We start from the raw sequence: 26,358 nt of genomic DNA, 5'->3' as shown, positions 1-26,358 counted from the left end.
TACAATAGTGAACGCAAGCAATGGAACCTAAAAAAAATGACTCCGGAGCAATACCGGAGCCATCTGATCGCCGCATAAAAGACGACGCACTTTTTATTAAACTGTCCGAAAAACAGGGCTCAGTTCAATATGGTCGCGTCTTTTCAACTATTCCAGCATTAACTATTGTAGTGGCGGTGAGAATTTAAATAGATTTAGCTAACTTGTGAGTTTCCTATATTATCACAAGTTAATTGATAATATAACAGGACATGGGATACGATTCATCCCATGTCCCGGTTTGCTAAAAAGATAATTCAACGTTTGTTTAGATTCCAAGTCTCAATCCCGAAATTAATGTAGGTTTCAATGAGATTAGGATTATAGGAATGTGATTCCCCGTTGATCGATTTTTTATATTCGATGATCTGTGCCTTCCATTCAGGAGGAAGTTGTCGGGTATCACCTAAGTCAATTGCTGCGTGACCTAAATGGTGAAAGAGATTCATCTTTATATTATCATCGTTTGCGTACTTGATGGATGACATATAGTGATTCGTCGATTCCTCACGTCGGCCTAGAAGGTAACAAATTTTCCCGAGAGCGTTATGAATTTCGCAAGCATCATCCGGGTGCTGAATCATCTGCAGCAGTTCTTTGTAGATAGAATAAGATTTCTGGTAGTCACCGACACGTTTATAGTTGACGCCTAGATACAATTTGATGTTAAAAAGCTCGTTTTTGACATTGGCCGAACTGGAACTGTTGATTTTGCCCAACGCATTTTCGAGATACTTGATGGCCTCGATTTTTTGACCGTTCTGATGGGCAGAGTACCCGAGTCTTATCAACTCATCTACGCTTTTACCGTTGTCGTTCGAATAATAACGTTTGAATTTGTCTTCAAGATTTCCCATTATATTCTCACCTCGTTTTAAATTTTAGGGCATTGATTGTCTAATAGGTTAGCCGTTTCTAGAACACTCATGAGTCCGAATCCAAAGATGATGGTCATTCAAATAGTGAAATACGTCACTCCATGAATTGTAGGTGATCACGCTCTTCTCATGGATGACGTTATCCATATAGTTGCTGAATGTTAATGCTCCCCATTCTTCTTCAAAGACTTTCTCGATACCGAAGAACACATATTCTTGCGTAGATGGGTCAAACTCAGCCAATAATATACTACCAATAAACTCTTTGGCTCCTTCAGGACCGAAACTCACCCTCGTCCCGTGTTTCGTTGACAGGACATGATAAATATTATCAATAGTTGCCCTTAACAGGCTGTGAGAATAGCCGCTCACAAATTGTTTGAAGGAGTCATCCTTTTCATTTTTGGCGGCTACGAAAGGTTGTATTTTATCCTTCATAACCCTTTCTTTTACCATTTTTAACGACTTCTGCATCTCAGAAGTATCTATAAAAGCCTTTAGTTGAATTAAAATTTTCTCCAAATGTTGCTGTTTGAAGCCGTCATCAATATCAGGAGAATTACAAATTAAATCAAAATAGAACTCTAAAGCGTATCCTGAGAATCTCAAGGCGTTTCGGTACATGTCTGACATTGGCACATCATCCTCATCATACCTTGACAGATAGGTGGTTTCTCGAGATTCAGACGGGTCGATTTCACCTTCTCCTACGGCGATCCAATACAGAGCCTCGTTTGTGTCATCTACTTCATCGTCATAATCGCTATATCCATTCTTTCGGGTGGATCGATATTCAAATGATTTAAAGTATCCTTTTTCAAGTTCCACACCTTGCACTAGCTCTCCTAAGCTGTGAAAGACAGGAAGAATGTATCTGCCATTGTGCGTTTCAACCATATGTTGAGCCATGTTTTTAGTAATTTTTTCTTTTAACAGGTCAAGATAACTCATCACCAAGTTTTCTTCTTTGTCATAAGGAACAAATTCAAGATTGGCTTTCTGTCGATTGAACAAATAAAGAAAGCATTCGGCGATGATTCTATCACCAACAAAAGGCGACACATGAAGTTTAGCCCTCTCGAAAATGTGATTAACGACTTCTAGTTCGTCCATACCCGTGAAATTCTGAATGGTGTCAACGGTTTTAGAAACGAGTTTCTGTGTATCTTCCTGTCTTCGATATACCTTGTCATATGTGTTCAATAGATATTGTATTTGGCTGTTAAACGCTTCAAACAACTCATGATCAAAAGACATTTCATGAATCCCCTTTCGTTATTGAAGAGAAAAGTGAGAGAGTATCATATAAAGCCTAGATGCATCACTCCGTTTAATTTTTGGTCTTGACCCTGTGTGAATTTCAAAAGATGCTTTATGTATATAATTGGCACAACATATCTTTTGATATGAAACTAAACGTTCTGATTGATCACTCAGGCTTTTAACGCTTGGGATTATTTCAACTGACCAAGTTTGATTCATTTAATTATGTAGTTCAATTGCATATTAAAAATCCAATATTAGTTAATATTCTCTTTGATACCTTACAATCCTTCACTTATTAATAATTATTTTGGCTCATCACCATAACTCGTGGTTGCTATTTTGACGACCGATCTCGAGGCGCAATCTTAAAAAGAATCGTTCGAGGTTTCGATAGCCATAACCACGGCGTTTGATGAGCTTGATCTTATTGTTCGTCCCTTCCATCTTCCCGTTCGACAGCCTTGACACGATGGTCTGGCGCATCGCTTGCTTCCGGACCCGGATCGCTTTCGCGATCTTCGCCAGGGGCCCGCACGGATGGAACTGATAACGGTCCAACCAGTCCGTCAGCCGCCGTTGCGCCTGTATCTCGCACGTCGCCTTCAGCACATACCGGATATGCTGGAGACCTTGATAGAGGTTCCGAATGAATGGATCTTCCTGAATACAGGAACGGGCGACCGCCCGGTCTTCCCCAGTCAGCGTTTCCGGACGACGCGCGAGCGAACGATCGATCACGCGAACGTGGTGATGGCGTCTTGCCTCGTTCAAAAAACGACGCCGTCGGCGAAGGGCGTCCGTGAAGAACTGGACGAGGTGGAACCGGTCCAGCATATGTTCTGCCTCCGGGAAGACATGGTTGATGGCCTTCGCCATCGCCGGTGCAAAATCACTGACGACAGAACGGATATCCCCGGATATGCCTTGAAGTGCTGCCGTGATGGCTGCCACGTCCCGGCCCGGGACAATGGATAGAAGCTGGCCACTCTTGGCATCGAGGACGATTGTCGCATAGTGGTGCCCCTTTCTCGTGGCGAACTCGTCGACCAGGACGTGCGTTGCACGCTCCATCGTCTCCACTGAAGCGTACTGATAGAACCAGCGCTCCACCGTCGTATAAGGGAGGCCGTACTCGCGTGCGACATCTGAGATCGTCCGTCCGTGGCAACGTTCTGCGATGCCTTTCCGGAAAACCTCGGTGGAAGTGCGGACGAGCCCGAGACCGTAGTCATACACGAACGTCAAATCACAAGAGGTGCATCTTTGACGTGGGACATCCAGTTCGATCCAGAGTACACCGACGTTCCACGCATGACCGTGTCGAAAGCGACGCCGCTTTTTCGAATGCAGGATGGTCTTTCTCTGGCACAGCGGACAAGGGATGTCATGTCGACCCGGGATGACCGGAAAAACGTTTGGTTCTTCGTCTGACGACATTTGGATCTGAAAAAGGGCTGGAAGTGGAAGAAGTAATTTGATAAACTGTTGGGACAAAGCGAAAACTCCAATCGTGGTTTGTCTAAGCAACAATTACGATACCGGGGTTTTCGCTTTTTTTCTATGTTCAATTCAAAATCCTATGGATTTTATGTGTCAACCACACCTTATGGTGATAAGCCATAAATTTTTAAAAATGTAATTTATTTCCTGTCCTTGTCTATCTGTTCGAGCATAGTTTGATTGAATTGTTTGTCACGTTTAGAGATTTTCTCAACCGGATCATAACCCCCATACGAGAAATTCATTTTACCGTCCGTTTTTTGAACGTAGAGATAATAAGTGATTGTTTTTTCATCATCGAAAGTCACAAGATAAGCAAAACCGAACTGGTCAAAACCTCCAGATTCTATGTCATAGGAAGAGGGCAAGTAAGAATATTTATCACTAAGAAATTGTACAAGGTATTCTTCTCTGCTATTTTTCTCAGAGGTGTAATAAACAAAAATCAAAATCGCTATAAAGGTTGTAATTAACAAGAAAACAATTGATGGTTTTTTTAACAAAATAAACCACTCCCCTTTTCAAAATTGTAATATTTATAATGTAATTAAAAAATAATGACAGGAGGTTTTCAAGTGAAACATTTCTTTAAGATTTTCTTGTTCAGTATTGTATTGACTTTAGGTTCACTTTATCCGATGGCCCACTCATATGCTGAAGAGGATGCTACAAGTGAGGATTCCATATCTTTCGAATCTTTTGAATTGATTGAAACAAATTCAAACGATTTTGGCACAGGGACATTTGCAATTACGGATCCAGGTGGTAACAGTGGAGGGAGTATCAAATACCCCAATTCCAATATAACCGTTCGAACAGGCGATATCTTGATTTCGTCAAAATCTTGGGATGCCACAAATTTCGTTGGACATGTAGCAATCGTGGGAAATGATTTGCGAGTAAAAGAGGTGTTACCTACAAATCCTTCACGTAATGTGACATTAGCAACACACTTAGCTGCACAAAGTGGATACCCTGTCAAAATTTACCGGCATTCAAGTAGTGCGGCATCTTCAAGAGCGAGTACTTGGGCTACAAATAACATAAGTAAAGTAAATTATTACATTTTTACCACGACCCTAAGCGGTGTCTCTTGGAATTACTGTTCAAAATTCGTTTATCAAGCATATAAACAGACGGGTACAAGTATAGGAAAAGTTTCTAGGACTGGTAGTCCGAGCGGACCTCAAATCCAAACTGAATACATGTTGCCAAATAATTTGGTATATGGCATGAACTATATCGGAACTTACAAGTAACTTCGCTAAAGAACGAAAGTTCTTACATATGAAGTTAATAGATCTGTACCGTGAAAGGGATTAAAAATTAGAATTCGTATATTAAGAACTCAGAAAGGAAAAAGAAGTTTTATCATCTCTTCCTTTCTGAGTTCATTGAAATTTATCACTAAAAAAATCACTTAATGAGATTCCGAGCCCTTCACAATATTTTTGAATCGTACTAACTTTTGGATGCTTGGTACGACCATTCATTAATTCTGAAATCGTAGTTTGATTCAGTCCGCCTTTTTGAATAACTTGATTAATCGTCATGTTTCGTTCAACAGCGAGTTCTTTCATCCGCTCGATGATTGCCTTGTTTAACTCCACTCATTCACCCCACAATCAAAATACTCTCTACATTCTTATTCTTTATAAACGCTTCTATTCCTCTACCTATATAAATCTCTTGAAATCCGTGAACCTACAGTTCTTTTCTCAAGTCATAAATTTATTTGTATAGTAGTAACACAAATTAATGATTATTGAGTTTCTGTTGCTCGCTAATCTCTTTTTAGAGCGCTTTTCGACAAAAGTAGCAATCTGTAAAATTCTGACATATCAGAAAACTGGTGACTAAATAGATGTTTCCTATTATATTCTAAGCAACAAAAGAAAACATCTGTTTGGTCGCCGCTCTGGTTTACAGAAAGGGGAAGCCTCATGTATCGATTCGGGGAGTGGTTGAAGGAGAACCGCCGGCTCTCGGGCTGGTCACAGGTCGAACTATCGGAAAAGACATTCGGAGAGATTTCACAGCCAGCTATCAGCCAGTATGAACAAAATCGATCGGTGCCATCGATTGCGGACATCGATCACCTGGCCCGTGCGTTCGGACATACAATTGCGACAGTACCATGGGACGCCATTGACTTCGGATATGGTGTGAAACGGAACGTCACGAAACTCGAGCGACGTTGGTTTGACCTGAAGGAGTTGCCACAGGCCGATTCCGTCCGCACGTTCGATGGAAAGACCTATGAACTTCATGGGTTCATCGGCATCGAGGAAGAAAGCGGAGAGGCAGTACAACTGACACAACTCTACTATCGAATCCGTACGGTTGTCTGTGACGCTCACGTAATGGCCAAACGCAAGAACCCGGATGATGAGCTTATTCATGTTAAAAAGCAAAAAAGAGTTCGATATTAAGCGACACCGATGTAGGAATGTACTAACACATCCTTAAGGATAGTCTCCCCCCAACTACATAGTGGCGTGTCCCTCATCAGTGACCGGGTGGGTGGGATTTACGCATAGATGGTTCGGCGAGAGTCGCCTAAAACTCGCCACAAGGTCACCGCATCGTTCCGGGTAATCGAAAAACCCTGTACAGTTCCTCATCACAACGAGGAACGGAGTTCGTGGGCGAACGGCTAAAAACCCACCGCACCGAATCCGACTGTCCTTAATGATGTGCTGTTGCACATCAAGAATCAAGGGAAGGAAGTGTGTACTATGGCATCAAAAGAACAAAAACAGAACCGAAGCTTCGCCGAGATGGTCGACCAGAACATCAAATTCTAATGCACACGCACGCAGCGTTCCAATCGGAAGGCTTTTTTTGTTGCTTGAAACGAGAGGAGGAACGAGATGCTATTATTTCTGTCATGTAACTCATTAGTTAAAACTTAATTCTACCAAAGAACAAGAATTTTAACTTCGAAAAAAAGACATCATCAATTTCAATAAGGTATCTGAAATAACAAAACTGCTTCATCCTCTTAAATTAACTTCCTTTCATGATTTATAGTATGTATATTCCCACTCTATCCCCTCCGATTCTTCATTTTTCCAATCATTCCAGATAAAAGCTAGTATTCCTGGTCAACTAAAAAAGAACCAAGTCGCATCAAGCGACCTGGTCCATCCTTAACAAATCCATTCAGCTCTTCGCAATCCCGAGCATGAATCCAGCGACCACGATCAGACCGGTCCCCATAAAGACGAAGACGCGTTCTTTCGACGTCTTTTCTTCTTTTAGCAAGTAAATGCCACCGAGCGTCGCCACGACGACGTTCAGTTGAGACAGTGCGAACGACGTCGCGATGCCGACTTCTCCGCTCGAGACGAACAACCCGAAGTTCCCGATCCCCCAGGCAAGCCCGGCGAAGATGTTCTTGAACGTCTTCGGATCAAACTTTTTCACATCTTTTTCACGAAGACTGAACAAGAGCGCGGCGATGAACATCCCGAGTGACTGCGGTAGGATGGCGGTGATGCCATCGACCTCAAAGTAGTTGGTGAGGACGGCGTACGTCACGTAACCGATGCTCGAAACGAGCAGCACGAGTAGCCCTTTTTTCAAAGCACTACTGCTGTCAGATTCTTTATGTTGTTGATATGACGTCATGACGGCCCCGATGATGATCAAGACGAGGGCCGAGAAGCCGAGCCATAGTTCAGTCGGCGTCTTCCAGTCCCCAAGGACGATGACCCCGAACAGTGATGTCCCGACAAGCTGCATCCCTGTACTGATTGGCATCGCTTTCGAGACGCTCAAAATTTGGAATGACTGGAATTGAAGGTATTGTCCGAGCGCCCAGAACACACCCGATATGAAACCAGTCACGATCGCGAGCGTCGTGAACTCTGGTTTGAAGACGAGCGCGATGACAGTCGCCATTACCATCGCGCCGATCGTCGTGCCGACCAATTGTTGAATCGGCTTGCCGCCGACAATAGATACGATAAGCGGGATACTCCCCCACATGAGTGCGGGCAGTAGCGCCAGCAAAATCATCTCCATATGTTGCACCTGCTTTCTTAATATAACATTCTGTCTGTTCTTCCCGGCTCTAGCGCCCAATAAACTTCAAAAATGATTTTCAAAGTTCTTTCGTTTTTCTTGTTGCCAAATCATTTATTAGAATGATATAATAATTTCCAACGGGGCATTAGCTCAGCTGGGAGAGCGCCACGCTGGCAGCGTGGAGGTCAGCGGTTCGAGCCCGCTATGCTCCATTCCTTAAGTCGGTCCACTGATGTGGACCGACTTTTTTCGTGTCCCCGCCTCGGTTTAAGTCGACACGAACCGGGTAATGATTTTAAGACATCATTTATCTTAAGGGGGACTTCCAATGAACCGAGCCGCTGTCGAAGAGACGATTTTGGCCGTGATCGATTGTATCCGAGCGAGCAATCATTGCTTCTCGAAATGTTTACAAGAAGAAGATCTGCTGATGGTCTCGGAATGCATCCGGTTGACGAAAGAATGCGCCGAAGTCGCCACGCTCACCTTGAACGCGCTCGAAACCGACTCGGCGTTCACAAGACCGATCGCGGCGCTCTGTGCGCAAGTGTGTGATACGTGTGCCGTCGAATGCGGGCGTCACTTGTACGACCATTGCCAACGTTGCTCTGAAGCTTGCTTGCGCTGCGCCGAGGCGTGCCGGCATCTCTCGGCCGCATGATCGCTTTCCCGTCTAACCTTGTGTTAGACTTTTTTTGTACAGATTTTTTGAGAAGAGAGGAACTTTTATGCCACATTCTATTCTAGCCATCGATGTCGAGACGGCCAATCGCGACAGTCGGAGCATCTGCTCTGTCGGTTGGAGTCTACTGACAGACGGTGAAGTCGTCGAGACGAACCAATGGCTCGTCAATCCTGAGGAAGACTTTGACCAAGGCAATATTCGCGTCCACGGGATTCGCCCGAGCGACGTCTGGGACGCCCCAGCATTACCCGAAGTGCTCGAACAGCTCTACCCGATTCTGAACGCCGTCGACGTCGTCATGGCCCATAACGCCGCGTTCGACATGGGCGCGCTCCGAAAAGCGATCGCCAAGTACGACTTGTTCTCTTTCCCGACGATTGAATACGGCTGTACCGTCAAGTTGTCCCGCAAGCTCTATCCGGGGCTACCGAACCATAAGTTGAACACGATGGCCGAGCATTTGAACGTTCCGTTCATCCACCACGATGCCGCCGAGGACGCCCGCGTCTGCGCCCTGCTCATGCGCGATATGATGGTCAAGACCGGGATCGCCGACGTGCGCGAGTTGCACCGCTACACGTCGGTCAAACTCGGAACGCTCGCTTATTGACGAAAGGCCCGACAGCTGTCGGGCCTTTCAGCGTTTGAAGATCCATCTCTTTTGGACGTAGTAACTCAATACGAACAATCCGCTGTCGACGGCGACCTTGAGGATGACCTCGCCGTCCCGAAACACAAGGAACAACACGTAGACGAGACTCGCCGACAGCGCCATCTGCACAGCGACCAACCCAAAGTATTTCAACATCGAGCGCTTCGCTTTCGATTTGAAGACGACTTTCCGGTTGACGTAATAATTGAATAACGAAGACACGATGCGCGCCAAAACCGTCGCCACGATGACATGGACTGATTCGAACCATGGATTCAATAAGAAGATCAACAACGCGTAGACGCCGATGTCCATTAAGAATGAAGCGACTGATGATAAAGAATAGGCCAAAAACATTCGATAAATGAGAATCGAATCGATGACTGGACGAAAATGCGAGGACGCGTTCTCGTCAACGTATACCGTTTCGATCGGTGTTTGATGAATCGGTACTTGCAGTCGTTTCGTGAACGTCAACATGTTCATCTCGAACTCATAGCGGTTGCCCGGAATATCAATCAGTTGCTTGGCGTAGCGGAGCGGAATCGCCCGAAGTCCGGTCTGTGTGTCGTTCAGCCGGAGACCGCTGCCGAGCAACATAACAAATCTCGTCATTTGATTGCCGAACCGGCTCCGGAACGGAATCGCAGGCGACGAGAAATCACGACAGCCCATGATCAGATGATGCGGCCACTTCACCCCTTCATCGTACAGGTTACAGACGTCCGCCGGCAGATGTTGTCCGTCCGCATCGACGGTGATCACGCCGGTCGTCTCAGGATATGCGTCGACGATGTGACGGAGCCCGGTCTTTAGCGCTGCGCCTTTGCCGGCGTTTTGTTCATGCTCGAGCACAGCGGAGACGTCCGCCTTTACGTCATCGAACACGACGCGGCACGTATCGGCACTACCGTCGTTCACGATGATGACATGGACGAACCCTTTGTCTTTCAACTCCCGGACCAGTGTGACGAGCGCCTGGTCAGGGTTATAGGCCGGTATTAACACGACATAGTCGTCTAAACGTTCCACGGCATGCATTTGCATCGCCACCCCTCCTTCTTTCCTCTTATACCCCAGTCAGACGAAAGTGATACCGGGACAAGAAAAAAACGTGATGGCTTTGCGCCATCACGTCAAATCAACGAGCTGATGATTCATCCGGTAAAGATGAGATAGGAAGAAACGGCGTAGACAAAAACGACGAGAACCGAAGGAAGGGCGTATCTGACTTTCGATGTCACGTCTTGTCGAAGCACGCTGTACATGACCAAAATCGATAGGATCGTGATCCCGATGGCCGTGACCAAGTGTGATGCCGACACATCCGCTAAAATCGACCCGTTCTGATAAAATACGTCCGACATGGCGATGATGAGCATGTTGAAGATGTTACTCCCTAGGATCGAGCCGAACGCCAAGTTGACGTTACCGAGTTTCAAGGCGACGAATACCGCGACCGCTTCAGGCAGCGACGTCGACGCCGCAATCAAGAAACTACCGACGAAGCTTGAGCCGAGCCCTGTGACGACAGCGATCTGGTCACCCGTGATCGACAGCGCCGTCCCGGCCGCCATGATGACGAGTGCCGCGATAACGAACCCGACGCCGGCTTGTTTCACTGAAATCGTATCAGTGACACTCGCACCGACTTCTTGCTCGACTTCGCGTTCGGCCGTCGGCTCTTGAGGCCGCTTCCCGATATAGTAAATCCCAATCGCATACAAGACGGCAATTAATATCGCGTCAATGCCAATTCCTAGTACCGTATAATCAATCCGGATCAGAAGCGCGACCATCGTGACGAGCGTCAACATCAATCCGAGACTGGCCGTATATAGGTGGTCTCGACTCGCGTCATTGAACAGCCGCTTTTGACGATAAAATAGATCGAACATCGCCAAAATGAAGATGTTGAACAAGTTCGAACCGAGCATGTTCCCGATCGCGATATCTGGGTTGTTGATCAAGACGGCGGATACGCTCGTCGTCACTTCCGGAAGTGACGTCGCCCCGGCTAACAGGACCGTCCCGACGAGCATCCCGCTCATCGTCGACTTCTCACTGATGACATCAGCGTACGTCGATAATTTGATGGCAGCATACACTGTAATCGCAGCGGCCAAAATAAAGTAAATAAATACCATATAAATTTTTCTCCCCTTTTCATGAATTCAAAAAGACCTTTTTATGGACGCCAAAAAAGCATCCATAAAAAGGTCTTGCGGACTTGGTAAGAAGCTCGATGGACCGAGTGCACATGCACCGTAATGACGACCCATCGACCACGTTCGTGGTCGCTACTCCCCTTCTCATGTTCACGATGAATATAACACGTTCAAGGTCACTTGACAATCATTTCACTTCAACAACGTGATGACGTCCTCAGACCGGAGCGCGGCCCGGTAAGATAATTCGTTGATTGCTTGCAAGACGGGAATTGACAAGTCTTGTCTAAGACCGCTTGCTTGCAGTTGGTCTTTCAGCATCTCGAGCTCGACCTGTTCCGCTTCAGAGCCGTGACGATAGCCTTCCCGCATCGACTCGTTCAACTCGTAAGCAGTTTGACAAAGCGTCGACGACTCTTGGAGCCAATCGTCTTCGTGGAACCCATGCCCGATCACATCGAACAGTTTGTTCAACTTCTCGTCACGGCCTTCTTCGACACCGTAGAACAGCAAATTCAACTCGATCTCAAATTCATCGATCAAACTCGTCGTCTGACTGAAAGGTTGGAGCGCGTGGAGCAGCTCATGATAGTACCAAGACTGATCACGAAGCGGTCGCTTGAACCGTCCCCACACCTGCTTGCCTTCACGCTCAATGTCGAGTCGGATCGAGCGCAGATTATGTAACTTGTCTGCCGCTAGAAGCGCGACTTCATCATACTGGAGCGTGTGCACTTTCTGAATCGTCATCCGCTTACGTTCTTCCCACGAGTGATGCTTCCCCGGTTCCGAGACGGCTTGGACTAACCGGGCGACTTCTCGTCCGAACTCCTGTTCAATCTCCTCGGCCGTCGTCAGCGTGTCTTCTAGTAAGTCATGGAGCAGTCCGGACGCTACGACCGGAATCGGTTGTCGGTCTTCGACGAGCAACATCGAGACGGCGACCGGGTGGGTCACATACGGAATGTTCGTCCCTTTGCGAAACTGCCCGTCATGACGGACGGCCGCAAAGCGTAAAGCCTCTTCGATCAGCTGGTGCACGACGTTTCCCCCTTCAAATTTGTTTACTCACTCCTTCCTGTTATACCCATGACTAGGACTTATCACTCACATCCGCATTTAAAATATAGGGTAATGGTCCTACCGGCAGACTTCATCAAGACTCGTAAATCATTTTCTTTGTCATTCCACCATCGACGACGAGGTTATGTCCGTTCACGAAATCGTTCATCGGATCGATCAAGTACGTAACGGCACGGACGATATCTGTCGTCGTACCGACCCGGCCCGACGGATGTTGACGATGGTCGACGTCTCGCAACGGGTCGTCGGACGTATGGATCCAACCTGGGCTGATCGCGTTCACCGTGACCGGTCGAGCCGCGAGCGAGACGGCCATCGAATTGGTCAATGCGACAATCCCACCTTTTGACGCTCCGTACGCTTCCCAGTCCGGTTCGTTTTGGTGCGCACGCGTCGAAGCGAGATTGATGATGCGTCCATACTCCGCGCCTTTATTTAGCGTCAAAAATGCTTTTGAACAAGCAAACGTCCCGACAAGGTTGACATCGATGACATGTTTAAACGTCTCGACGTCCAACTCTTCGATCGGGGTCTCAAGTGACGACACGCCCCCATTATTGATGAGAATATGCGCGACACCAAAGTCTTGTCCAATCTTCTTGAAAGTGTTGGACACGTCCTCATGGTTGCCTAAATCCATCTGCATGAACGTCACATCACGAAGCAACGGGTCCTCTCCGATGTCGAGTCCGATGACGCGATAAGACTCCGCAAAATGATGCGCGAGCGCGTAACCAATCCCTTGACTGACTCCTGTAATGATCATTGTCTGTTTCATCTTCTATCCCTCCTCGACATCATTTACCCGGAATGTGCTTACTTAAGTCCTGCCGCACGCCAAAGTGCTTGATCGGACGTCGTCGCGACCGTCGCTCCGGCCGCGAGTGCTTGCTCAACTTCGTCAAGCGACGAAATCAAGCCGCCCGCGAACACCGGGATCCCCGTCTGTTCTTTGACGAGCCGGATGTACTTAGGGACGAGTCCCGGCAAGACCTCGATATAATCAGGTTGCGTCCGATTGATTAACCGATAGCTTTTTTCGAGCGAGCTCGAATCAATCAAAAATAGGCGTTGCACCGTCTTGACATGTTTTTGTTTCGCTTTTAGGATCACATTTCCTTTCGTCGAGATGATACCGTACGGTTTATACGACTGACAAATATATTCGGTCGCGAACTCGTCGGCCTTCAATCCTTGGATCAAGTCGAGATGGACGAAGACCTGCTTGCCGTGCGTCTCAAGCAACTGAAAGACCGCATCGAGACGCGATATGTGGATCTCGAGCAAGACGCCGATGGCGAATTCACTTTTTAGAAAAATTTCCACATCTCGCATATCACGAAGCGCGGGCAAAATCGATTGGTTCTCAAACATTTAGCCGCCACACCCTTTCCATTTTCTTTCATTATTCGGACAAAGGCTTTATGAAATCAAGGTTTATGAATTCAATATAGCGGGAAAACGATTACAACTTGTGTGGAGGGGGACTCATCTTATGGTAAACGAAGTCGAGGTAAGGATTGAAACACCGACACCGGAGCAACATCAACAGCTCAGGGTCAAGGCGGGAATGCCAAAGCGTTCAGATAAAGGGACAATCAAAGGACTGGCCAACACGCTATTCGGTGTGTGCTTATATAGAAACGATGAGATGGTCGGCATGGGTCGCGTCGTCGGGGACGGGGGGATGGTATTCCATCTGGCCGATATCGTCGTCGACCCGGATTGCCAAGGCCTTGGGCTCGGGAAGCTGATTATGGAACATTTGATGGACTGGATCTTGAAAGAAGCGGACGAAACGGCCATCATCAGCTTAATTGCCGATATCCCGGCCGACGGGCTGTATAAACATTTCGGTTTTGACTACTCGCGGCCGGAATCGGTCGGCATGGAATATCAGTGGAATCAAGACTAGTCGCCGCGGACGGCGACTAGTCACAAAGGGGTGACGTATGGATTTATTGAATATTATCATTTTACTCGGTTTAGGACTGACCGTCATCTCCGTTCTTAGCCTCATCTTCGAGCGATTTTTCTTCCCGAGTATATTGGCATTTATCGCGATTGGGGTCGCCGTCGGCTTCTTCTGGGATGGGAACGAAGTGTTCAAGGTCGCCGGTGAGATCGGGATCATCTTATTGTTTTTCTTGCTCGGACTGAAGTTCCCGTTAACAGAGCTCGTCAAGCGGATGAAACAAGTGTGGAAAGCAGGCGTTTTAGACATCGCGCTCGCGTTCGGTGTCACCATCGGCATCGCTTTGCTGTTCGGGCTCGATTTTTCGCAAGCTTTCTTGATCGGGGCCGTCCTTTATGCGACGAGCTCGTCCATCTCTGCCCGGTTGCTCGAACGGAACACGGACAAGCACGAAGATATTAAAGAATTCGTGCTCGCCTTGCTCATCTTTGAAGACATCTTCGCACCGCTCATCTTGACCGTCGCTCCGTTCATCATTCAAGACGAACCGATCGCTTTCTCTGACATCGGCAAAGTGTTCGTCGGTTTTCTCGTGTTCGGTGTTTTGTTATTTGTCGGCTCACGCTTCGTCACGAAACAACCGAAGATCGCGAAGCATATGCTACTTCAGGACGATGCGAGCATCGGCTTGATCGGCTTGATCTTGTTCTTCGCGGGCATCGGCATGATATTCGGATTATCGGAGATACTCGGGGCGTTCATCGCCGGAATCATGTTGGCCGGCATTCACGACGTCAGACCGTTAAAACGTCTGACCGTGCCGGTCCGCGACTTATTCTTACCGATTTTTTTCATCTCATTCGGAATCTCAATCAACCTCGAGCAAGGAGTGATCATCAACACTCTCTTCTTTGTGTTGATCGTCTGGGGCGTGCTGTCGAAGTGGATCGTCGGGCGTGTCGGCGGCAGGCTGTACGGCTTGACGCGGATTCAAGCGAACGAGGCCGGTTTCTCGCTCGCACCTCGAGGCGAATTCTCGATTCTTTTCACCGCCCTCTCGAACGGGGCCATCAACTTGTTCGTCGGGTTATACATTTTCGTTTCCGCCATCATCGGCATCGTCTTGTTCCGCTTCTCTGAAAGTTTAGCAGCGAAGATGGAGCAGACGCTCAAAAGAGTCTTGCCCGAGGAAACCGATAGAAAATCTGACCAAACCGATAAAGGAGACTGAAAACTCATGGTTGAAGTTGCATTCGTATGTATTCATAATTCATGCCGCTCTCAAATGGCAGAGGCAATCGGACGCGATGTGCTCGGAGATATCGCCCGCGTCCATTCAGCCGGCACGGAAGATTATCCGGAAGTAAAGCCGCTCGCACTCGAGGCCGTCCGGGAGATCGGTCTTGATCCGTCGGGACAACATCCGAAACGGCTTGACGAGATTCCGGACCGGCTCGACTATTTGATCACGATGGGTTGCGGGGTCGAGTGTCCGTACGTACCGACGACATATCGGGACGACTGGGGGCTCGATGACCCTTCCGGTCAGCCGATCGAAGCGTTCCGGGAGACACGTTCGCAAATCATCACGAAGATGAAGCAGTTGCGCGTACAGATTCTGAACGACCATCCTGAACTTCATCAATAAACGGGCCCTCTTAGGAGGACCCGTTTTTTAGTCGCCGTCAAAACGATGACGCTTTGTTTGACCGTTTCCGCTTCCGCCACACGACGAAAGCGATGATCGCGATGACGAGAAGCGCGTACATCACGTATGAATACACGTCGAGATAGTCTAAGATCGATTCCCAGTTCTCCCCGACCCGAATTCCGATATAAATCAGAATCGAATTCCAGATCAACGTTCCGGCCGTGCTCAACAGCAAAAATTTAAGGAACGGCATGTTCGACATACCAGCCGGCAGTGAGATCAAACTCCGAACGACCGGCATCAGCCGACCAAAAAAGACCATCCAGCCGCCATAGCGGTCAAACCACGCGTCCGCTTTTCGGACGTCATCGATATCGAGTCGAATCCACTTCCCGTGCCGTTTCGTCCACCGTTCGATCTGTTCGACGTCTAAATACACTCCAATCCCATACAACAAGACCGCTCCTAAAATGGCGCCCACTGTCGCCGCCAAGACGACGACCCAGACGATCAAATTTGTTTTGACAGCAAAGAACCCACCGAACAGCAAGACGACCTCTGACGGGATCGGCGGGAACACGTTCTCGATAAAGATCATGAACGCGATGCCGAAATAACCGTATTGTTCAATGATACTGATCATCCAATCTCGCATAAATCCATCGACCTCCAATATGACGTATTATACCCGTCCATGAACGTCGGCAATCGTTCCGACGTGCTAAAATGAATCGACAACGACAAGGAGTTGAACCGACATGGAAGAGACAACACGCTGCCCTTGGTGCGGCACAGACCCGGACTACGTTCGGTATCATGACGAGGAATGGGGCAAGCCGGTTCATGATGACAAAAAACACTTTGAATGTTTGACGCTCGAGAGCGCGCAGGCAGGGCTCAGCTGGATCACCATCTTACGGAAGCGTGAGAACTATCGGCGCGCGTATGCCGATTTCGATGTCACGCGCGTCGCCGACTATACTGATGTCGACGTCGAACGGCTGCTGTCAAACGATGGCATCGTCCGTAATCGCCGCAAGATTGAAGCGTCGATCAACAACGCCAAACGATTTCTCGAGATCCAGCACGAGTTCGGTACATTCGATGCGTACATCTGGTCGTTCGTCGACGGGAGCGTCATCAACAACGACTGGACGTCGGTCGAAGAGGTTCCGGCGACGACGGAGCTATCGCATCGCTTGAGCACAGACTTGAAACGACGCGGCTTTAAATTTCTCGGCCCGACGACCGTTTACGCCCATCTGCAAGCGACCGGTCTCGTCAACGACCATCTGATCAACTGCCCCGCTAAATGATTTTTTGTTATTTTAGTCAATGACGAAAAATAAACGTGCAGCCGATTCAATTTTGTGACAAAATCTTGTCAAGGTATAAGATATAGATTTTGAAAACGTTTTCACAACTGAATGAGGGGGCTGTTACATGAACGGGATTTTAGTTTCCATAACGATTTACATGGTGCTCATGGTCGTACTCGGCGTCGTCGCCTATCGCCGGACAGAGAGCATCGGCGACTATATGCTCGGAGGACGAGGGCTCGGTCCAGGCGTCGCCGCCTTGTCGGCCGGGGCATCTGACATGAGCGGTTGGCTACTGATGGGCTTGCCGGGCGCCATGTTCGCGACCGGCCTCTCGAGTGGGTGGATCGTCATCGGGTTGACGATCGGCGCCTACTTGAACTGGCTCCTCGTCGCCCCGCGTTTACGCACGTATTCATATTTGTCGGAGGATGCGATCACGATCCCAGACTTCTTCGAGAAGCGGTTCAAAGATTCTCGGGGCACACTGCGGACGTTCTCAGCCGCCGTCACCTTGATTTTCTTCACACTGTACGCGACGAGCGGCTTCGTGGCCGGCGGCCGGTTGTTCAACGCCGTCTTCGGCATCGAATTTGTGACGGGCGTCTTGATTTTAGCGTCGATCATCATCCTCTATACGTTCATCGGCGGGTTCCTCGCTGTCAGTTGGACGGACTTCGTCCAAGGACTGATCATGTTGTTCGCGCTCATTTTCGTCCCGGCGATCGCGATCACGGCGACCGATGGCGTCTCGAACGCGCTCCAAACGATCGGTGATATCGATTCGGCGCTGCTCGATCCGTGGACGGGCCAATCGTTCATCGGGATCGTGTCTTTATTCGCCTGGGGGCTCGGTTACTTCGGACAACCACATATCATCGTCCGCTTTATGGCCATCAAAAAATTACAAGATATTAAGACGGCCCGCCGGATCGGCATCTCGTGGATGCTCTTCACCGTCGTCGGGGCGATGGCGACCGGATTGATCGGTCTCGCCTACTACACGCAGCAAGGACTTGAGATCGACAATCCAGAAAATATTTTCATCAATCTATCAGACCTATTATTCATCGACTTGATCACGGGCGTGTTACTCGCGGCACTGCTTGCCGCCATCATGTCGACCATCTCGTCGCAGTTGCTCGTCTCGTCTAGTGCGGCGACGACCGATTTCTATCAGAAGTTTTTCCGCAAACAGGCAGGTGACCGTGAACTCGTCATGGTCGGCCGGATCACCGTCATTCTCGTCTCGGTCGTCTCGATTTGGCTCGCCTTCGGTGCCGATGATACGATCTTGAACCTCGTCGGCTACGCTTGGGCCGGTTTTGGTTCCTCGTTCGGTCCGCTCATCTTGTTCAGCTTGTTTTGGAAGCGGACGACGCGCCAAGGCGCACTCGCCGGCATGTTGACGGGCGCGTTCATCGTCATCGTCTGGAAGAACTTCGCCAGCGACTGGTTCGGGACCGTCGGTGAACTGTATGAGATGGTTCCAGCGTTCTTCTTATCGGCGCTTGCCATCTATGTCGTTAGCTTGATGACACCGCCACCGAGCACGACAATCACGAACGAGTTTGAACAGATGGAGGACATATTGAAAAAAGAAGGCATCTGAACCGCACAAAGTACCGGGATCCACTACCCCGGTACTTTTTTGTCTGTCGTGACAAAAGGAGATTTAGCGCTTTTGCCGAACTCCTCTATATACACATTCGATTTTAAACGAAAGGAAGTGACCACTCACTTGAAACGAGTGATCTTGCTAAAACAACCTGCCCTACTTTTGTCCCTCCTTTTCCTGTTCGGCTGCACCTCAGCCGATGTCGAAACTACGCAACCCGAGCAAACTGAGAATCCGCCGGTCGAGACGGAACAACCGCTTGAGACCGTGCCCGAAGAACCGGAACCGGTCGTGACGACGACGTCCATTTACGCGATCGGCGATATTTTATTGCACGACTCCGTCTACAACGCCGCCAAGAGCGGTGACGGCTATGACTTCACCCCCGCGTTTGAAAAAGTTGCGCCCGCTTTGGCCGAGGCCGACATTACCGTTGCCAACCAAGAGAGCATGATCGGCGGCAGTGACATCGGGTTGTCGAGTTACCCCGCCTTCAATAGCCCCTACGAGATCGGTGATGCGTTGCAAGAAGCAGGCATCGACCTCGTGACGACAGCGAACAATCACACGCTCGACCGCGGCGTGAAAGCGATTGAGAATTCAATCGCCTACTGGAACTCAATTGATATGCCGTATACCGGTTCGTTCTTATCCGAAGCAGATAAAGCCAACGTCCGGACGCTGACCGCGAACGACATCTCGTTTGCGTTCCTCGCCTACACGTATGGGACGAACGGTGTCGTACCGAAGCAGCCGTATCACGTCAATTACATTGACGTCGAAGCGATGAAACGAGACATCGAGGCAGCCGAACAAACCGCCGAGCTGACCGTCGTCGCACTCCACTTCGGGAATGAGTACGAGCCGCTCCCGAACGAATCGCAAGAAACACTCGTCCAACAACTGTCCGATTTTGGTGTCGATATCATCATCGGCCATCATCCGCACGTCCTGCAGCCGACGGCCTGGGTCGACGGCGCTGCAGGCAATCGAACGTTCGTCGCCTACTCACTCGGAAACTTCTTGTCTGGCCAGCAAGGCGATGAGCGGAATACGGGCGGCATCGTCGGTATCGACATCGTCAAGACGACCATCGACGGCGAATCGACGTTTGAGCTCACGAACCCGATGTTCTATCCGACGTTCACACGGCAATCGAGCGCGGGCCATTTCGAGGTCGTCCCTCTCCAGTCCGCCAAACCTGAGCTATTCAACGAGACGAGCGAGCATATGAAACAATGGATGCCAGAACTCGAGATCATTCAGTGACGAACCACTTTTCATAAGTGGTTCTTTTTTTTTTTTAGGAAAACCATTGCTTTCCACCCCAGCATCCTTTAATGTAAGTTGTATATTTATAAAAACAGATGAATAATTATGTATAAGGGGTGCAACGAAATGAAACAAAAACTCGTATTAGCTTATTCAGGTGGATTGGATACTTCGGTCGCCATCAAATGGTTGAACGAACAAGGGTATGACGTCATCGCTTGTTGTTTGAACGTCGGGGAAGGCAAAAATTTGGAGCATATCCAACAGAAAGCGCTCAAGGTCGGCGCCGTCAAATCAGTCGTCATCGATGCCGTTGATGAGTTCGTCAATGACTTCGCCCGTTACTCGATGCAGGCTCACACGATGTACGAAGGTGTCTATCCGCTCGTCTCCGCCTTATCACGGCCGCTCATCTCGAAAAAGCTAGTCGAGGTCGCACAAGCCGAAGGAGCCGTCGCTGTCGCTCACGGCTGTACCGGCAAAGGCAACGATCAAGTCCGGTTCGAAGTATCGATCCACGCGCTCGATCCGTCGCTCGAGATCATCGCACCGGTCCGGGAATGGAAATGGTCGCGGGAAGAAGAGATCGCCTACGCCGCCAAACACGATATCCCGATTCCGATCGTGCAAGCAGAACCGTTCTCGATCGACCAAAATATTTGGGGTCGTGCCGTCGAGTGTGGCATCCTCGAAGACCCGTGGGCCGCTCCGCCAGCAAGCGCCTATGAATTGACGGCGCCGCTCGAGGATACGCCGCATGAACCGACGTACGTCGAGATCGAATTCAAACAAGGCGTCCCGGTCGCCCTCGATGGGAAACCAGCGACGTTCACGTCGATCCTTGAACAATTGAACATCGCCGCCGGCGCCCACGGGATCGGCAAGATCGATCATATCGAGAACCGGGTCGTCGGTATCAAGTCGCGTGAAGTGTATGAGGCACCTGGGGCGATGACGTTGATCACGGCACACCACGCGCTCGAGGCGTTGACGCTCGTTCGTGAAGTCGCCCATTTCAAGCCGATCGTCGAACAAAAATTGACCGAGACGATCTATAATGGCCTGTGGTATTCACCGCTCACGAAAGCACTCCTCGCTTTCATCGATGAGACACAACAGACGGTGACCGGAACGGTGCGGATGAAACTGTTCAAAGGTCAAGCCATCGTCGACGGACGGAAGTCGCCAATCTCGCTCTATGATGAACAACTTGCCACGTACACGTCAGCCGATACGTTCGACCAACAGGCTGCCGTCGGCTTCATCAAACTTTGGGGCCTACCGACAAAAGTCCAGGCCGAAGTGTTAGCCGAGAAAGGATTGATGCCCCATGAGTAAACTATGGGGGGGACGGTTCGAGCAGACAGCGAGCGAATGGGTCGACGAGTTCGGTGCCTCGATCCATTTCGACGCCCAGCTCGTGCTAGAAGATATCGAAGGGAGCATCGCCCATGTGACGATGCTCGGGGACCAGCACATTTTAACCGCTGACGAGTCCGAACAGATCATCGGCGGTCTGAACACCCTCGCTGAGAAAGCACAAGCCGGCGAGCTGTCGTTCAGCGTGTTCCATGAAGACATCCACATGAACCTCGAGTCGTTACTTCGCGAGGAAATCGGTCCGGTCGCCGGGAAGATGCATACGGCGCGCAGTCGAAACGACCAAGTCGCGACCGACATGCACCTATATTTGAAGCGTCGCGTCGGTGAGACGATCGAAGGCATTGAAGCACTACAGACGGCGCTCTATAACCATGCGGCAAACAACGTCGAGACGATCATGCCTGGCTACACGCACTTGCAACGGGCGCAACCGGTCTCGCTCGCCCACCATTTGCTCGCTTATTTTTGGATGCTCGACCGTGACAAGGAACGCTTCAGTGACAGTTTGAAACGGATCGATATGAGTCCGCTCGGTGCCGGCGCGCTCGCCGGGACGACGTTCCCGATCGACCGCCATCGGTCGGCCGAGCTGCTCGGTTTCAGCCGGGTCTATCCGAACAGCCTCGACGCCGTCAGCGACCGTGATTTCATTTTAGAATATTTGTCGAACGCGTCACTCCTGATGATGCACTTGTCCCGGTTTTGTGAGGAACTGATTTTGTGGAGCAGCGAAGAATTTAAATTCATCACGATCTCAGACGTGTTCTCGACTGGTTCGAGCATGATGCCGCAAAAGAAAAACCCCGACATGGCCGAGCTCGTCCGCGGCAAATCGGGTCGCGTCATCGGTAACCTGATGGGTCTACTCACGATCATGAAAGGTCTGCCGCTCGCTTACAACAAGGACTTGCAAGAAGATAAGGAAGGTATGTTCGACACGGTCAAGACACTTCAAGGTAGTTTGAGCATCATGACCGGCATGATTCAAGACATGACGTTCCACGCCGAGACGATGAAACAAGCGACCGAGCGCGATTTTTCGAACGCGACCGAGCTCGCCGACTACTTGACCGCGAAAGGACTGGCGTTCCGCGAGGCCCACGAAGTGACGGGTACGCTCGTCCGCTACTGTATCGAGCAGCGCCTCTACTTGTCAGAGCTTCCTTTAGAGACGTATCAAACCCACTCCACTTTGATCGGGACTGACGTCTACGAGGCACTCTCACCGGTCACGGCCGTCAAACGCCGGAATAGCTACGGCGGGACCGGCTTCGATGCGGTACGGACGCAACTTACGGAAGCGGCCACCAAACTTCATCAACCAACGAGTTGACACGAAAGCACCTGGCCACTCATGACCAGGTGCTCATTTTATGCTTGCCAACGTAAATCACTAGATGTTAACCTATATATAGTCAACGTTAACAGAAAAGAGGTTTACATATGAAGATTCATGATTTGACACAAGTGGCCATCGGTGCCGCATTGCTGGCTAGTATCGGTTCTGTCGCCATCCCGATTGGACCCGTCCCGATCACGCTGCAAATGCTCGGCATCATGACGATCGGCGCCATTCTCGGTGCGAAAAAAGGCGGACTCGCCGTCGTCGTCTATCTACTTCTCGGAATGATCGGTCTCCCGGTGCTCAGCGGTTCCGGCGGCTTGGCCCCGTTCGTCGGCCCGACGGTCGGTTATTTGATCGCGTTCCCGCTTGCCGCTTACTTGATCGGGTGGTTGTCAGAACGATATCGCTCTTTCCCCGCCCTTATCGCCTACAACCTGTTGATCGGTCTCGGCTTCGTCTATCTCGTCGGCAGCCTCGGCCTCCAAGCCGTATTCGGTCTATCGTTTATCGATGCGCTTAAAGTGAACATCCCGTTCATCTTCGGCGACGTCATTAAAGCGGTGCTCGCCGCAGCCATCGCCGTCAAAGTCTCGGCAAATTCGCAAGTCCGACATTTACTTGCTTCGTGAGTGTTCAAACGTTTCGCCTTCTCCCTTATGTGGAACTTATATAGTATGGAAGGGGGGTGTCCTTATGAGCGATTCAACGTTTAAAAAACGCTTGATGAAAGCGACCCATCTCCATCGCTCCACAAAAGGACCAAAGCGCGGCAAAGATGAATCGCGTCATGAGAAACGCGACACAGAGGCGTTCGAACGACGACTCCGTGAAGCGAAGAGCAAAGTTGGCGAAATCCAAGAGAACATTGATCATATTTCTAGACGCTAAAACCCCGTCCACGGACGGGGTTTTGTTGTCATTTCTTTCGTCGCGGCCGGATGAACAGTGCGACGATGAACGAAAGCGCCAGGACGACGAGCAGTCCGAGAGAGATGTCATTGAAGCCGAGCAAGTTGAGGGCGACGCTGATGGCGACGGCGACGTAAAATCCGCCGAGCGCTTTCTTGACGAGCTGCGAACTGAACCGCTGCAACTGCTTCGCACCGATCGGCGAACCGATCATCGCACCGGCAATAAGCGCCAAACCGTGCCAATAGTTCGTATCGGCACCGGCGACCGCGTAATTGATCACGCCCGAGACGACGATGAGGAACGCCGCGGCGATACTCGTCCCGACGGCCCGTTTCATCTCGGTATTGAGCAGCTTGACTTGGAGCGGGGTCAACACGAACCCGCCGCTAACGCCCATGAGTGACGAGATGAATCCGCCGAACAGACCGATAAAACCGAGTCGTGGCAACGATTCCGATCCGATACTTCCCTCCTCATGTTGCTTCGAACGGAAAAACGAGACGGCGAAGTATGTGAGTAGCGCGATGTAGGCGAGCGAGATGACCGGCTTCGCACCGTCGAGCGTCTCTAAGTAAAAGACGAGCGGCGTCGCCACCCACGTCCCGACAACCCCGAACGCCCCAATCAAGAGGGCGTGTTTTGGATTGACGTTCTTCAGTTTGAGATGTGAAATCGTACCCGCCGTCGTCGATCCGAGCGTGAGCATCAAGCTGAGCGCGATGGCCGCACTCGCTTCATATCCGAAGACGAGTAAGAGCGGCGTGAGTAAGATCCCGCCCCCGATGCCGAAGAATCCGCTCAAAATCCCGATGAGCGTTCCGAGCAGTAAAAATGATAATAACGCAGTGACATCCATATAGAACCCTTCTTTCATTCATTCTCGTTAGCAATCATATCAAAAAGGAGCGCAAGATGCGCCCCCACTCATAACGACCGCTCTAAAAAATCGAACAGTTTCTGACGGTACTCGGTTTGGAACGACCGGTTCGACGCCACGTGCCCGTCATTGTCGGTCACCCATAGCTCGATCCCGTCGTTTCGCTCGGCCAACTGCTCACTTTCTGACACCGGGATGGCATCGTCGCCTTTCCCATGAATGAGCAGGATCGGGGCCTCGATTTGAGCGACATCTTCAATCGGGCGAACCAAATCGGCGTCCAGCCCCGTGAACCACGGGGTCACCGTCATGATGACCGGTGTGAACGGTACGTTCGGCAAATCGCTCCATATCGGCAGATTCGTCTCGAGATAACCGCGAAGATCGCTGAACGGACTGTCGGCGATGACGGCCGCGACATCCATCTCATCGGCTGTCGCGAGTGCCGTCGCCGCTCCCATCGATACGCCGTATAGGACGATCGGTCCATCCGTCCGCTCATTCGCAAAATCGATGGCGGCCATCAGGTCCGTCTGTTCTTTCGCCCCGACCGTCACGCGGTCTCCTTCCGAGATGCCCGAGCCACGAAAATCAAACGTCAAAAACTGGTAGCCTTGCTCATGGAACTCAGGGATGAGTTCTTTCAGCGGCAAGTCGGACTGCTCGCGGTTTTTCCCATAACCATGGGCGAAGACGATCGTTGCCCGTGGCGTCGGATGAGGGATCCACCAACCGTACAGGTCACTGTCATCCTCTGCCTGGATCGTCACGTTCTCATATTTGATGCCGAGCGCCTTTGGCGTGAACGTCAGCGTCTCCCGCACCGGCGACGTCAATTGGTCGCCGATATGGGCCGAGATGCCGACGACGGCCAACATGGCGACGGTCACCACGACACTTACCGCAATTCCTATATATTTTCCCCATCGACTCATCGCCCGACTCTCCTTCATCTTCAAAATATTGCCCGATCGTTTCATCGGAGCCAGCTCCGTAACGCGATCAAGGCGTGTTGCACCGGCTCCCATGTCGACGCCGGGATCAAGTAACACGTTGCTTCATGGATCACGAACGTCTTGACGTCCGCCCGCTTGACGATGTTCTCCCCGATGGCACCGAACGGGTCGCTGTTGACGTCCGTATGTTCAAACGTCTTCCACACCCGCTCGCCATTCTCGTATACGGCGCAACCGAACTGCTTCACCGGTCCGTCGATCCCATATTCGGCATAATGCCATAACGTCGTCGCGTCGAGCGGCGACCCGAGATGGAGGATACGAGCGTCTCGTTCGACCATTTTTTCGATCGGTGACCCTGGTCCGAATCCGATATCGGTCGTGTGATTCGCGACCAGTTGCCCGGCGTCACGACCCCAGGCCGCGACCGACCACATCGGATGCTCGCTCCGGTGTACGTCCGGATACGTCCGGAACAGCTCAGGGACGCGGCCCATGCCGCGAGTCGCCGTCTTCCGTTGATCATAAGCAGGCATCTCGGCTCGGATTTCGTCCCACCACTCGCTTGGGACGGGCGGCGCTTCCCATTCAGCCGGGTCGGAGTTATCCCCGCTTTGAGTCGCCATCATGATGAGCCCGGTCGGCCCGACGACGTCTTGTAACGCTTCGATCACCGCCTCCGGTCCGCCGCAAACCCACCCGAGCTTGGATAACGAGCTGTGGACAAATAATGAATCTCCTGTCTGAATGCCCACTGCACGCAACTGGTCAGCCAAACTTGAACTTGTTACCATATGTTTCATCGGT

At 50.3% G+C, this 26,358-nt stretch carries 29 protein-coding genes and 1 tRNA gene; 15 read left to right on the top strand and 15 right to left on the bottom strand.

The annotated features are described in order from the left end of the window. Positions 1-296 precede the first annotated feature (296 nt). From EVJ28_RS06015 to EVJ28_RS06000, 4 genes are all read right to left on the bottom strand, one after another. Complete coding sequence (locus EVJ28_RS06015) at positions 297-896, bottom strand: tetratricopeptide repeat protein (RefSeq protein WP_131488258.1); 600 nt, start codon at positions 894-896, stop codon at positions 297-299. A gap of 48 nt (positions 897-944) precedes the next feature. Continuing rightward, the gene (locus EVJ28_RS06010) at positions 945-2,174 is read right to left on the bottom strand and encodes a hypothetical protein (protein WP_131488256.1); all 1,230 of its coding nucleotides are present in this window, start codon (positions 2,172-2,174) and stop codon (positions 945-947) included. A gap of 324 nt (positions 2,175-2,498) precedes the next feature. Then, entirely contained in the window at positions 2,499-3,620 is a 1,122-nt protein-coding gene (locus tag EVJ28_RS06005) for an ISL3 family transposase (protein ID WP_145963150.1), read from the bottom strand. 203 nt (positions 3,621-3,823) lie between these two features. Further along, positions 3,824-4,186 carry a hypothetical protein gene (locus EVJ28_RS06000; RefSeq protein WP_131488252.1) on the bottom strand — a complete coding sequence of 121 codons (363 nt, stop codon included), beginning with the start codon at positions 4,184-4,186 and terminating at the stop codon, positions 3,824-3,826. 72 nt (positions 4,187-4,258) lie between these two features. Here EVJ28_RS06000 and EVJ28_RS05995 point away from each other — a divergent pair, with 72 nt between their 5' ends. After that, positions 4,259-4,942 (top strand): YiiX/YebB-like N1pC/P60 family cysteine hydrolase, encoded by a 684-nt coding sequence (locus EVJ28_RS05995; protein ID WP_161566951.1) that lies wholly within the window; start codon positions 4,259-4,261, stop codon positions 4,940-4,942. Positions 4,943-5,074: 132 nt separating this feature from the next. Here EVJ28_RS05995 and EVJ28_RS05990 read toward each other — a convergent pair whose 3' ends face one another. Continuing rightward, the gene (locus EVJ28_RS05990) at positions 5,075-5,263 is read right to left on the bottom strand and encodes a helix-turn-helix domain-containing protein (protein WP_161566950.1); all 189 of its coding nucleotides are present in this window, start codon (positions 5,261-5,263) and stop codon (positions 5,075-5,077) included. Between the two features lie 363 nt (positions 5,264-5,626). Between EVJ28_RS05990 and EVJ28_RS05985 the strand changes: the two genes are divergently transcribed. Continuing rightward, positions 5,627-6,115 carry a helix-turn-helix domain-containing protein gene (locus EVJ28_RS05985; protein WP_131488246.1) on the top strand — a complete coding sequence of 163 codons (489 nt, stop codon included), beginning with the start codon at positions 5,627-5,629 and terminating at the stop codon, positions 6,113-6,115. Between the two features lie 733 nt (positions 6,116-6,848). Here EVJ28_RS05985 and EVJ28_RS05980 read toward each other — a convergent pair. After that, a complete protein-coding gene (locus tag EVJ28_RS05980; protein WP_131488244.1) occupies positions 6,849-7,712 on the bottom strand; it encodes a GRP family sugar transporter in 864 nt (287 codons plus the stop codon). Positions 7,713-7,854: 142 nt separating this feature from the next. Here EVJ28_RS05980 and EVJ28_RS05975 point away from each other — a divergent pair. The 3 genes from EVJ28_RS05975 to EVJ28_RS05965 all read left to right on the top strand — a co-directional run bounded on the left by EVJ28_RS05975 (position 7,855) and on the right by EVJ28_RS05965 (position 9,010). Then, positions 7,855-7,927, top strand: a tRNA-Ala gene (locus tag EVJ28_RS05975). Between the two features lie 116 nt (positions 7,928-8,043). Then, the gene (locus tag EVJ28_RS05970; RefSeq protein WP_131458732.1) at positions 8,044-8,376 is read left to right on the top strand and encodes a four-helix bundle copper-binding protein; all 333 of its coding nucleotides are present in this window, start codon (positions 8,044-8,046) and stop codon (positions 8,374-8,376) included. Between the two features lie 67 nt (positions 8,377-8,443). Then, positions 8,444-9,010, top strand: coding sequence for a 3'-5' exonuclease (locus EVJ28_RS05965; RefSeq protein ID WP_131470163.1), 567 nt, complete (start codon positions 8,444-8,446; stop codon positions 9,008-9,010). 27 nt (positions 9,011-9,037) lie between these two features. Here EVJ28_RS05965 and EVJ28_RS05960 read toward each other — a convergent pair whose 3' ends face one another. From EVJ28_RS05960 to EVJ28_RS05940, 5 genes are all read right to left on the bottom strand, one after another. Continuing rightward, positions 9,038-10,099 (bottom strand): bifunctional glycosyltransferase family 2/GtrA family protein, encoded by a 1,062-nt coding sequence (locus EVJ28_RS05960; RefSeq protein WP_131458730.1) that lies wholly within the window; start codon positions 10,097-10,099, stop codon positions 9,038-9,040. A gap of 110 nt (positions 10,100-10,209) precedes the next feature. Then, a complete protein-coding gene (locus EVJ28_RS05955; protein ID WP_131458729.1) occupies positions 10,210-11,199 on the bottom strand; it encodes a sodium:calcium antiporter in 990 nt (329 codons plus the stop codon). 213 nt (positions 11,200-11,412) lie between these two features. Next, positions 11,413-12,261, bottom strand: coding sequence for an HD domain-containing protein (locus EVJ28_RS05950; RefSeq protein ID WP_131458728.1), 849 nt, complete (start codon positions 12,259-12,261; stop codon positions 11,413-11,415). A 115-nt stretch (positions 12,262-12,376) separates the two neighbouring features. Next, a complete protein-coding gene (locus EVJ28_RS05945) occupies positions 12,377-13,081 on the bottom strand; it encodes an SDR family NAD(P)-dependent oxidoreductase (RefSeq protein WP_131458727.1) in 705 nt (234 codons plus the stop codon). A 38-nt stretch (positions 13,082-13,119) separates the two neighbouring features. After that, positions 13,120-13,677 carry a glycerol-3-phosphate responsive antiterminator gene (locus tag EVJ28_RS05940; RefSeq protein ID WP_131458726.1) on the bottom strand — a complete coding sequence of 186 codons (558 nt, stop codon included), beginning with the start codon at positions 13,675-13,677 and terminating at the stop codon, positions 13,120-13,122. Positions 13,678-13,798: 121 nt separating this feature from the next. Between EVJ28_RS05940 and EVJ28_RS05935 the strand changes: the two genes are divergently transcribed. The 3 genes from EVJ28_RS05935 to EVJ28_RS05925 are packed head-to-tail and all read left to right on the top strand — an operon-like array spanning position 13,799 to position 15,866. Further along, positions 13,799-14,218, top strand: coding sequence for a GNAT family N-acetyltransferase (locus EVJ28_RS05935; protein ID WP_070327182.1), 420 nt, complete (start codon positions 13,799-13,801; stop codon positions 14,216-14,218). Between the two features lie 37 nt (positions 14,219-14,255). Next, on the top strand, positions 14,256-15,449 hold the full coding sequence (locus tag EVJ28_RS05930) for a cation:proton antiporter (RefSeq protein WP_131458725.1): 1,194 nt from the start codon (positions 14,256-14,258) through the stop codon (positions 15,447-15,449). Between the two features lie 6 nt (positions 15,450-15,455). After that, positions 15,456-15,866 (top strand): arsenate reductase ArsC, encoded by a 411-nt coding sequence (locus tag EVJ28_RS05925; RefSeq protein WP_131458724.1) that lies wholly within the window; start codon positions 15,456-15,458, stop codon positions 15,864-15,866. Positions 15,867-15,903: 37 nt separating this feature from the next. Here the strand turns inward: EVJ28_RS05925 and EVJ28_RS05920 are convergent, their stop codons facing one another. Continuing rightward, the gene (locus EVJ28_RS05920) at positions 15,904-16,524 is read right to left on the bottom strand and encodes a DedA family protein (RefSeq protein ID WP_131458723.1); all 621 of its coding nucleotides are present in this window, start codon (positions 16,522-16,524) and stop codon (positions 15,904-15,906) included. A 103-nt stretch (positions 16,525-16,627) separates the two neighbouring features. Between EVJ28_RS05920 and EVJ28_RS05915 the strand changes: the two genes are divergently transcribed. From EVJ28_RS05915 to EVJ28_RS05885, 7 genes are all read left to right on the top strand, one after another. After that, positions 16,628-17,185 carry a DNA-3-methyladenine glycosylase I gene (locus EVJ28_RS05915; protein WP_131458722.1) on the top strand — a complete coding sequence of 186 codons (558 nt, stop codon included), beginning with the start codon at positions 16,628-16,630 and terminating at the stop codon, positions 17,183-17,185. A 127-nt stretch (positions 17,186-17,312) separates the two neighbouring features. After that, on the top strand, positions 17,313-18,800 hold the full coding sequence (putP, locus tag EVJ28_RS05910) for a sodium/proline symporter PutP (protein ID WP_131488242.1): 1,488 nt from the start codon (positions 17,313-17,315) through the stop codon (positions 18,798-18,800). A 138-nt stretch (positions 18,801-18,938) separates the two neighbouring features. Then, positions 18,939-20,075, top strand: coding sequence for a CapA family protein (locus tag EVJ28_RS05905; protein WP_236634063.1), 1,137 nt, complete (start codon positions 18,939-18,941; stop codon positions 20,073-20,075). A 129-nt stretch (positions 20,076-20,204) separates the two neighbouring features. Next, a complete protein-coding gene (locus EVJ28_RS05900; protein WP_070327175.1) occupies positions 20,205-21,416 on the top strand; it encodes an argininosuccinate synthase in 1,212 nt (403 codons plus the stop codon). Continuing rightward, positions 21,409-22,794 carry an argininosuccinate lyase gene (gene argH, locus EVJ28_RS05895; RefSeq protein WP_131458719.1) on the top strand — a complete coding sequence of 462 codons (1,386 nt, stop codon included), beginning with the start codon at positions 21,409-21,411 and terminating at the stop codon, positions 22,792-22,794. The genes EVJ28_RS05900 and argH overlap by 8 nt, the downstream gene beginning before the upstream one ends. Positions 22,795-22,904: 110 nt before the next feature. Further along, the gene (locus tag EVJ28_RS05890; RefSeq protein ID WP_131458718.1) at positions 22,905-23,435 is read left to right on the top strand and encodes a biotin transporter BioY; all 531 of its coding nucleotides are present in this window, start codon (positions 22,905-22,907) and stop codon (positions 23,433-23,435) included. Positions 23,436-23,499: 64 nt separating this feature from the next. After that, entirely contained in the window at positions 23,500-23,694 is a 195-nt protein-coding gene (locus EVJ28_RS05885) for a hypothetical protein (RefSeq protein ID WP_131458717.1), read from the top strand. A gap of 28 nt (positions 23,695-23,722) precedes the next feature. Here EVJ28_RS05885 and EVJ28_RS05880 read toward each other — a convergent pair whose 3' ends face one another. The 3 genes from EVJ28_RS05880 to EVJ28_RS05870 form a co-directional block, all read right to left on the bottom strand. After that, complete coding sequence (locus EVJ28_RS05880) at positions 23,723-24,574, bottom strand: sulfite exporter TauE/SafE family protein (protein ID WP_131458716.1); 852 nt, start codon at positions 24,572-24,574, stop codon at positions 23,723-23,725. Positions 24,575-24,642: 68 nt separating this feature from the next. Then, positions 24,643-25,530: an alpha/beta hydrolase gene (locus tag EVJ28_RS05875; protein WP_131458715.1), complete on the bottom strand. Its 888-nt coding sequence runs from the start codon at positions 25,528-25,530 to the stop codon at positions 24,643-24,645. A 41-nt stretch (positions 25,531-25,571) separates the two neighbouring features. Further along, the gene (locus EVJ28_RS05870) at positions 25,572-26,354 is read right to left on the bottom strand and encodes an AAC(3) family N-acetyltransferase (RefSeq protein WP_201738403.1); all 783 of its coding nucleotides are present in this window, start codon (positions 26,352-26,354) and stop codon (positions 25,572-25,574) included. Positions 26,355-26,358 lie beyond the last annotated feature (4 nt).

Origin of the sequence: Exiguobacterium sp. SH3S3 (genome assembly GCF_004337115.1) — a bacterium.
GTDB lineage: Bacteria > Bacillota > Bacilli > Exiguobacteriales > Exiguobacteriaceae > Exiguobacterium > Exiguobacterium aurantiacum_A.
This window is presented reverse-complemented; position numbering and strand designations above follow the sequence as displayed.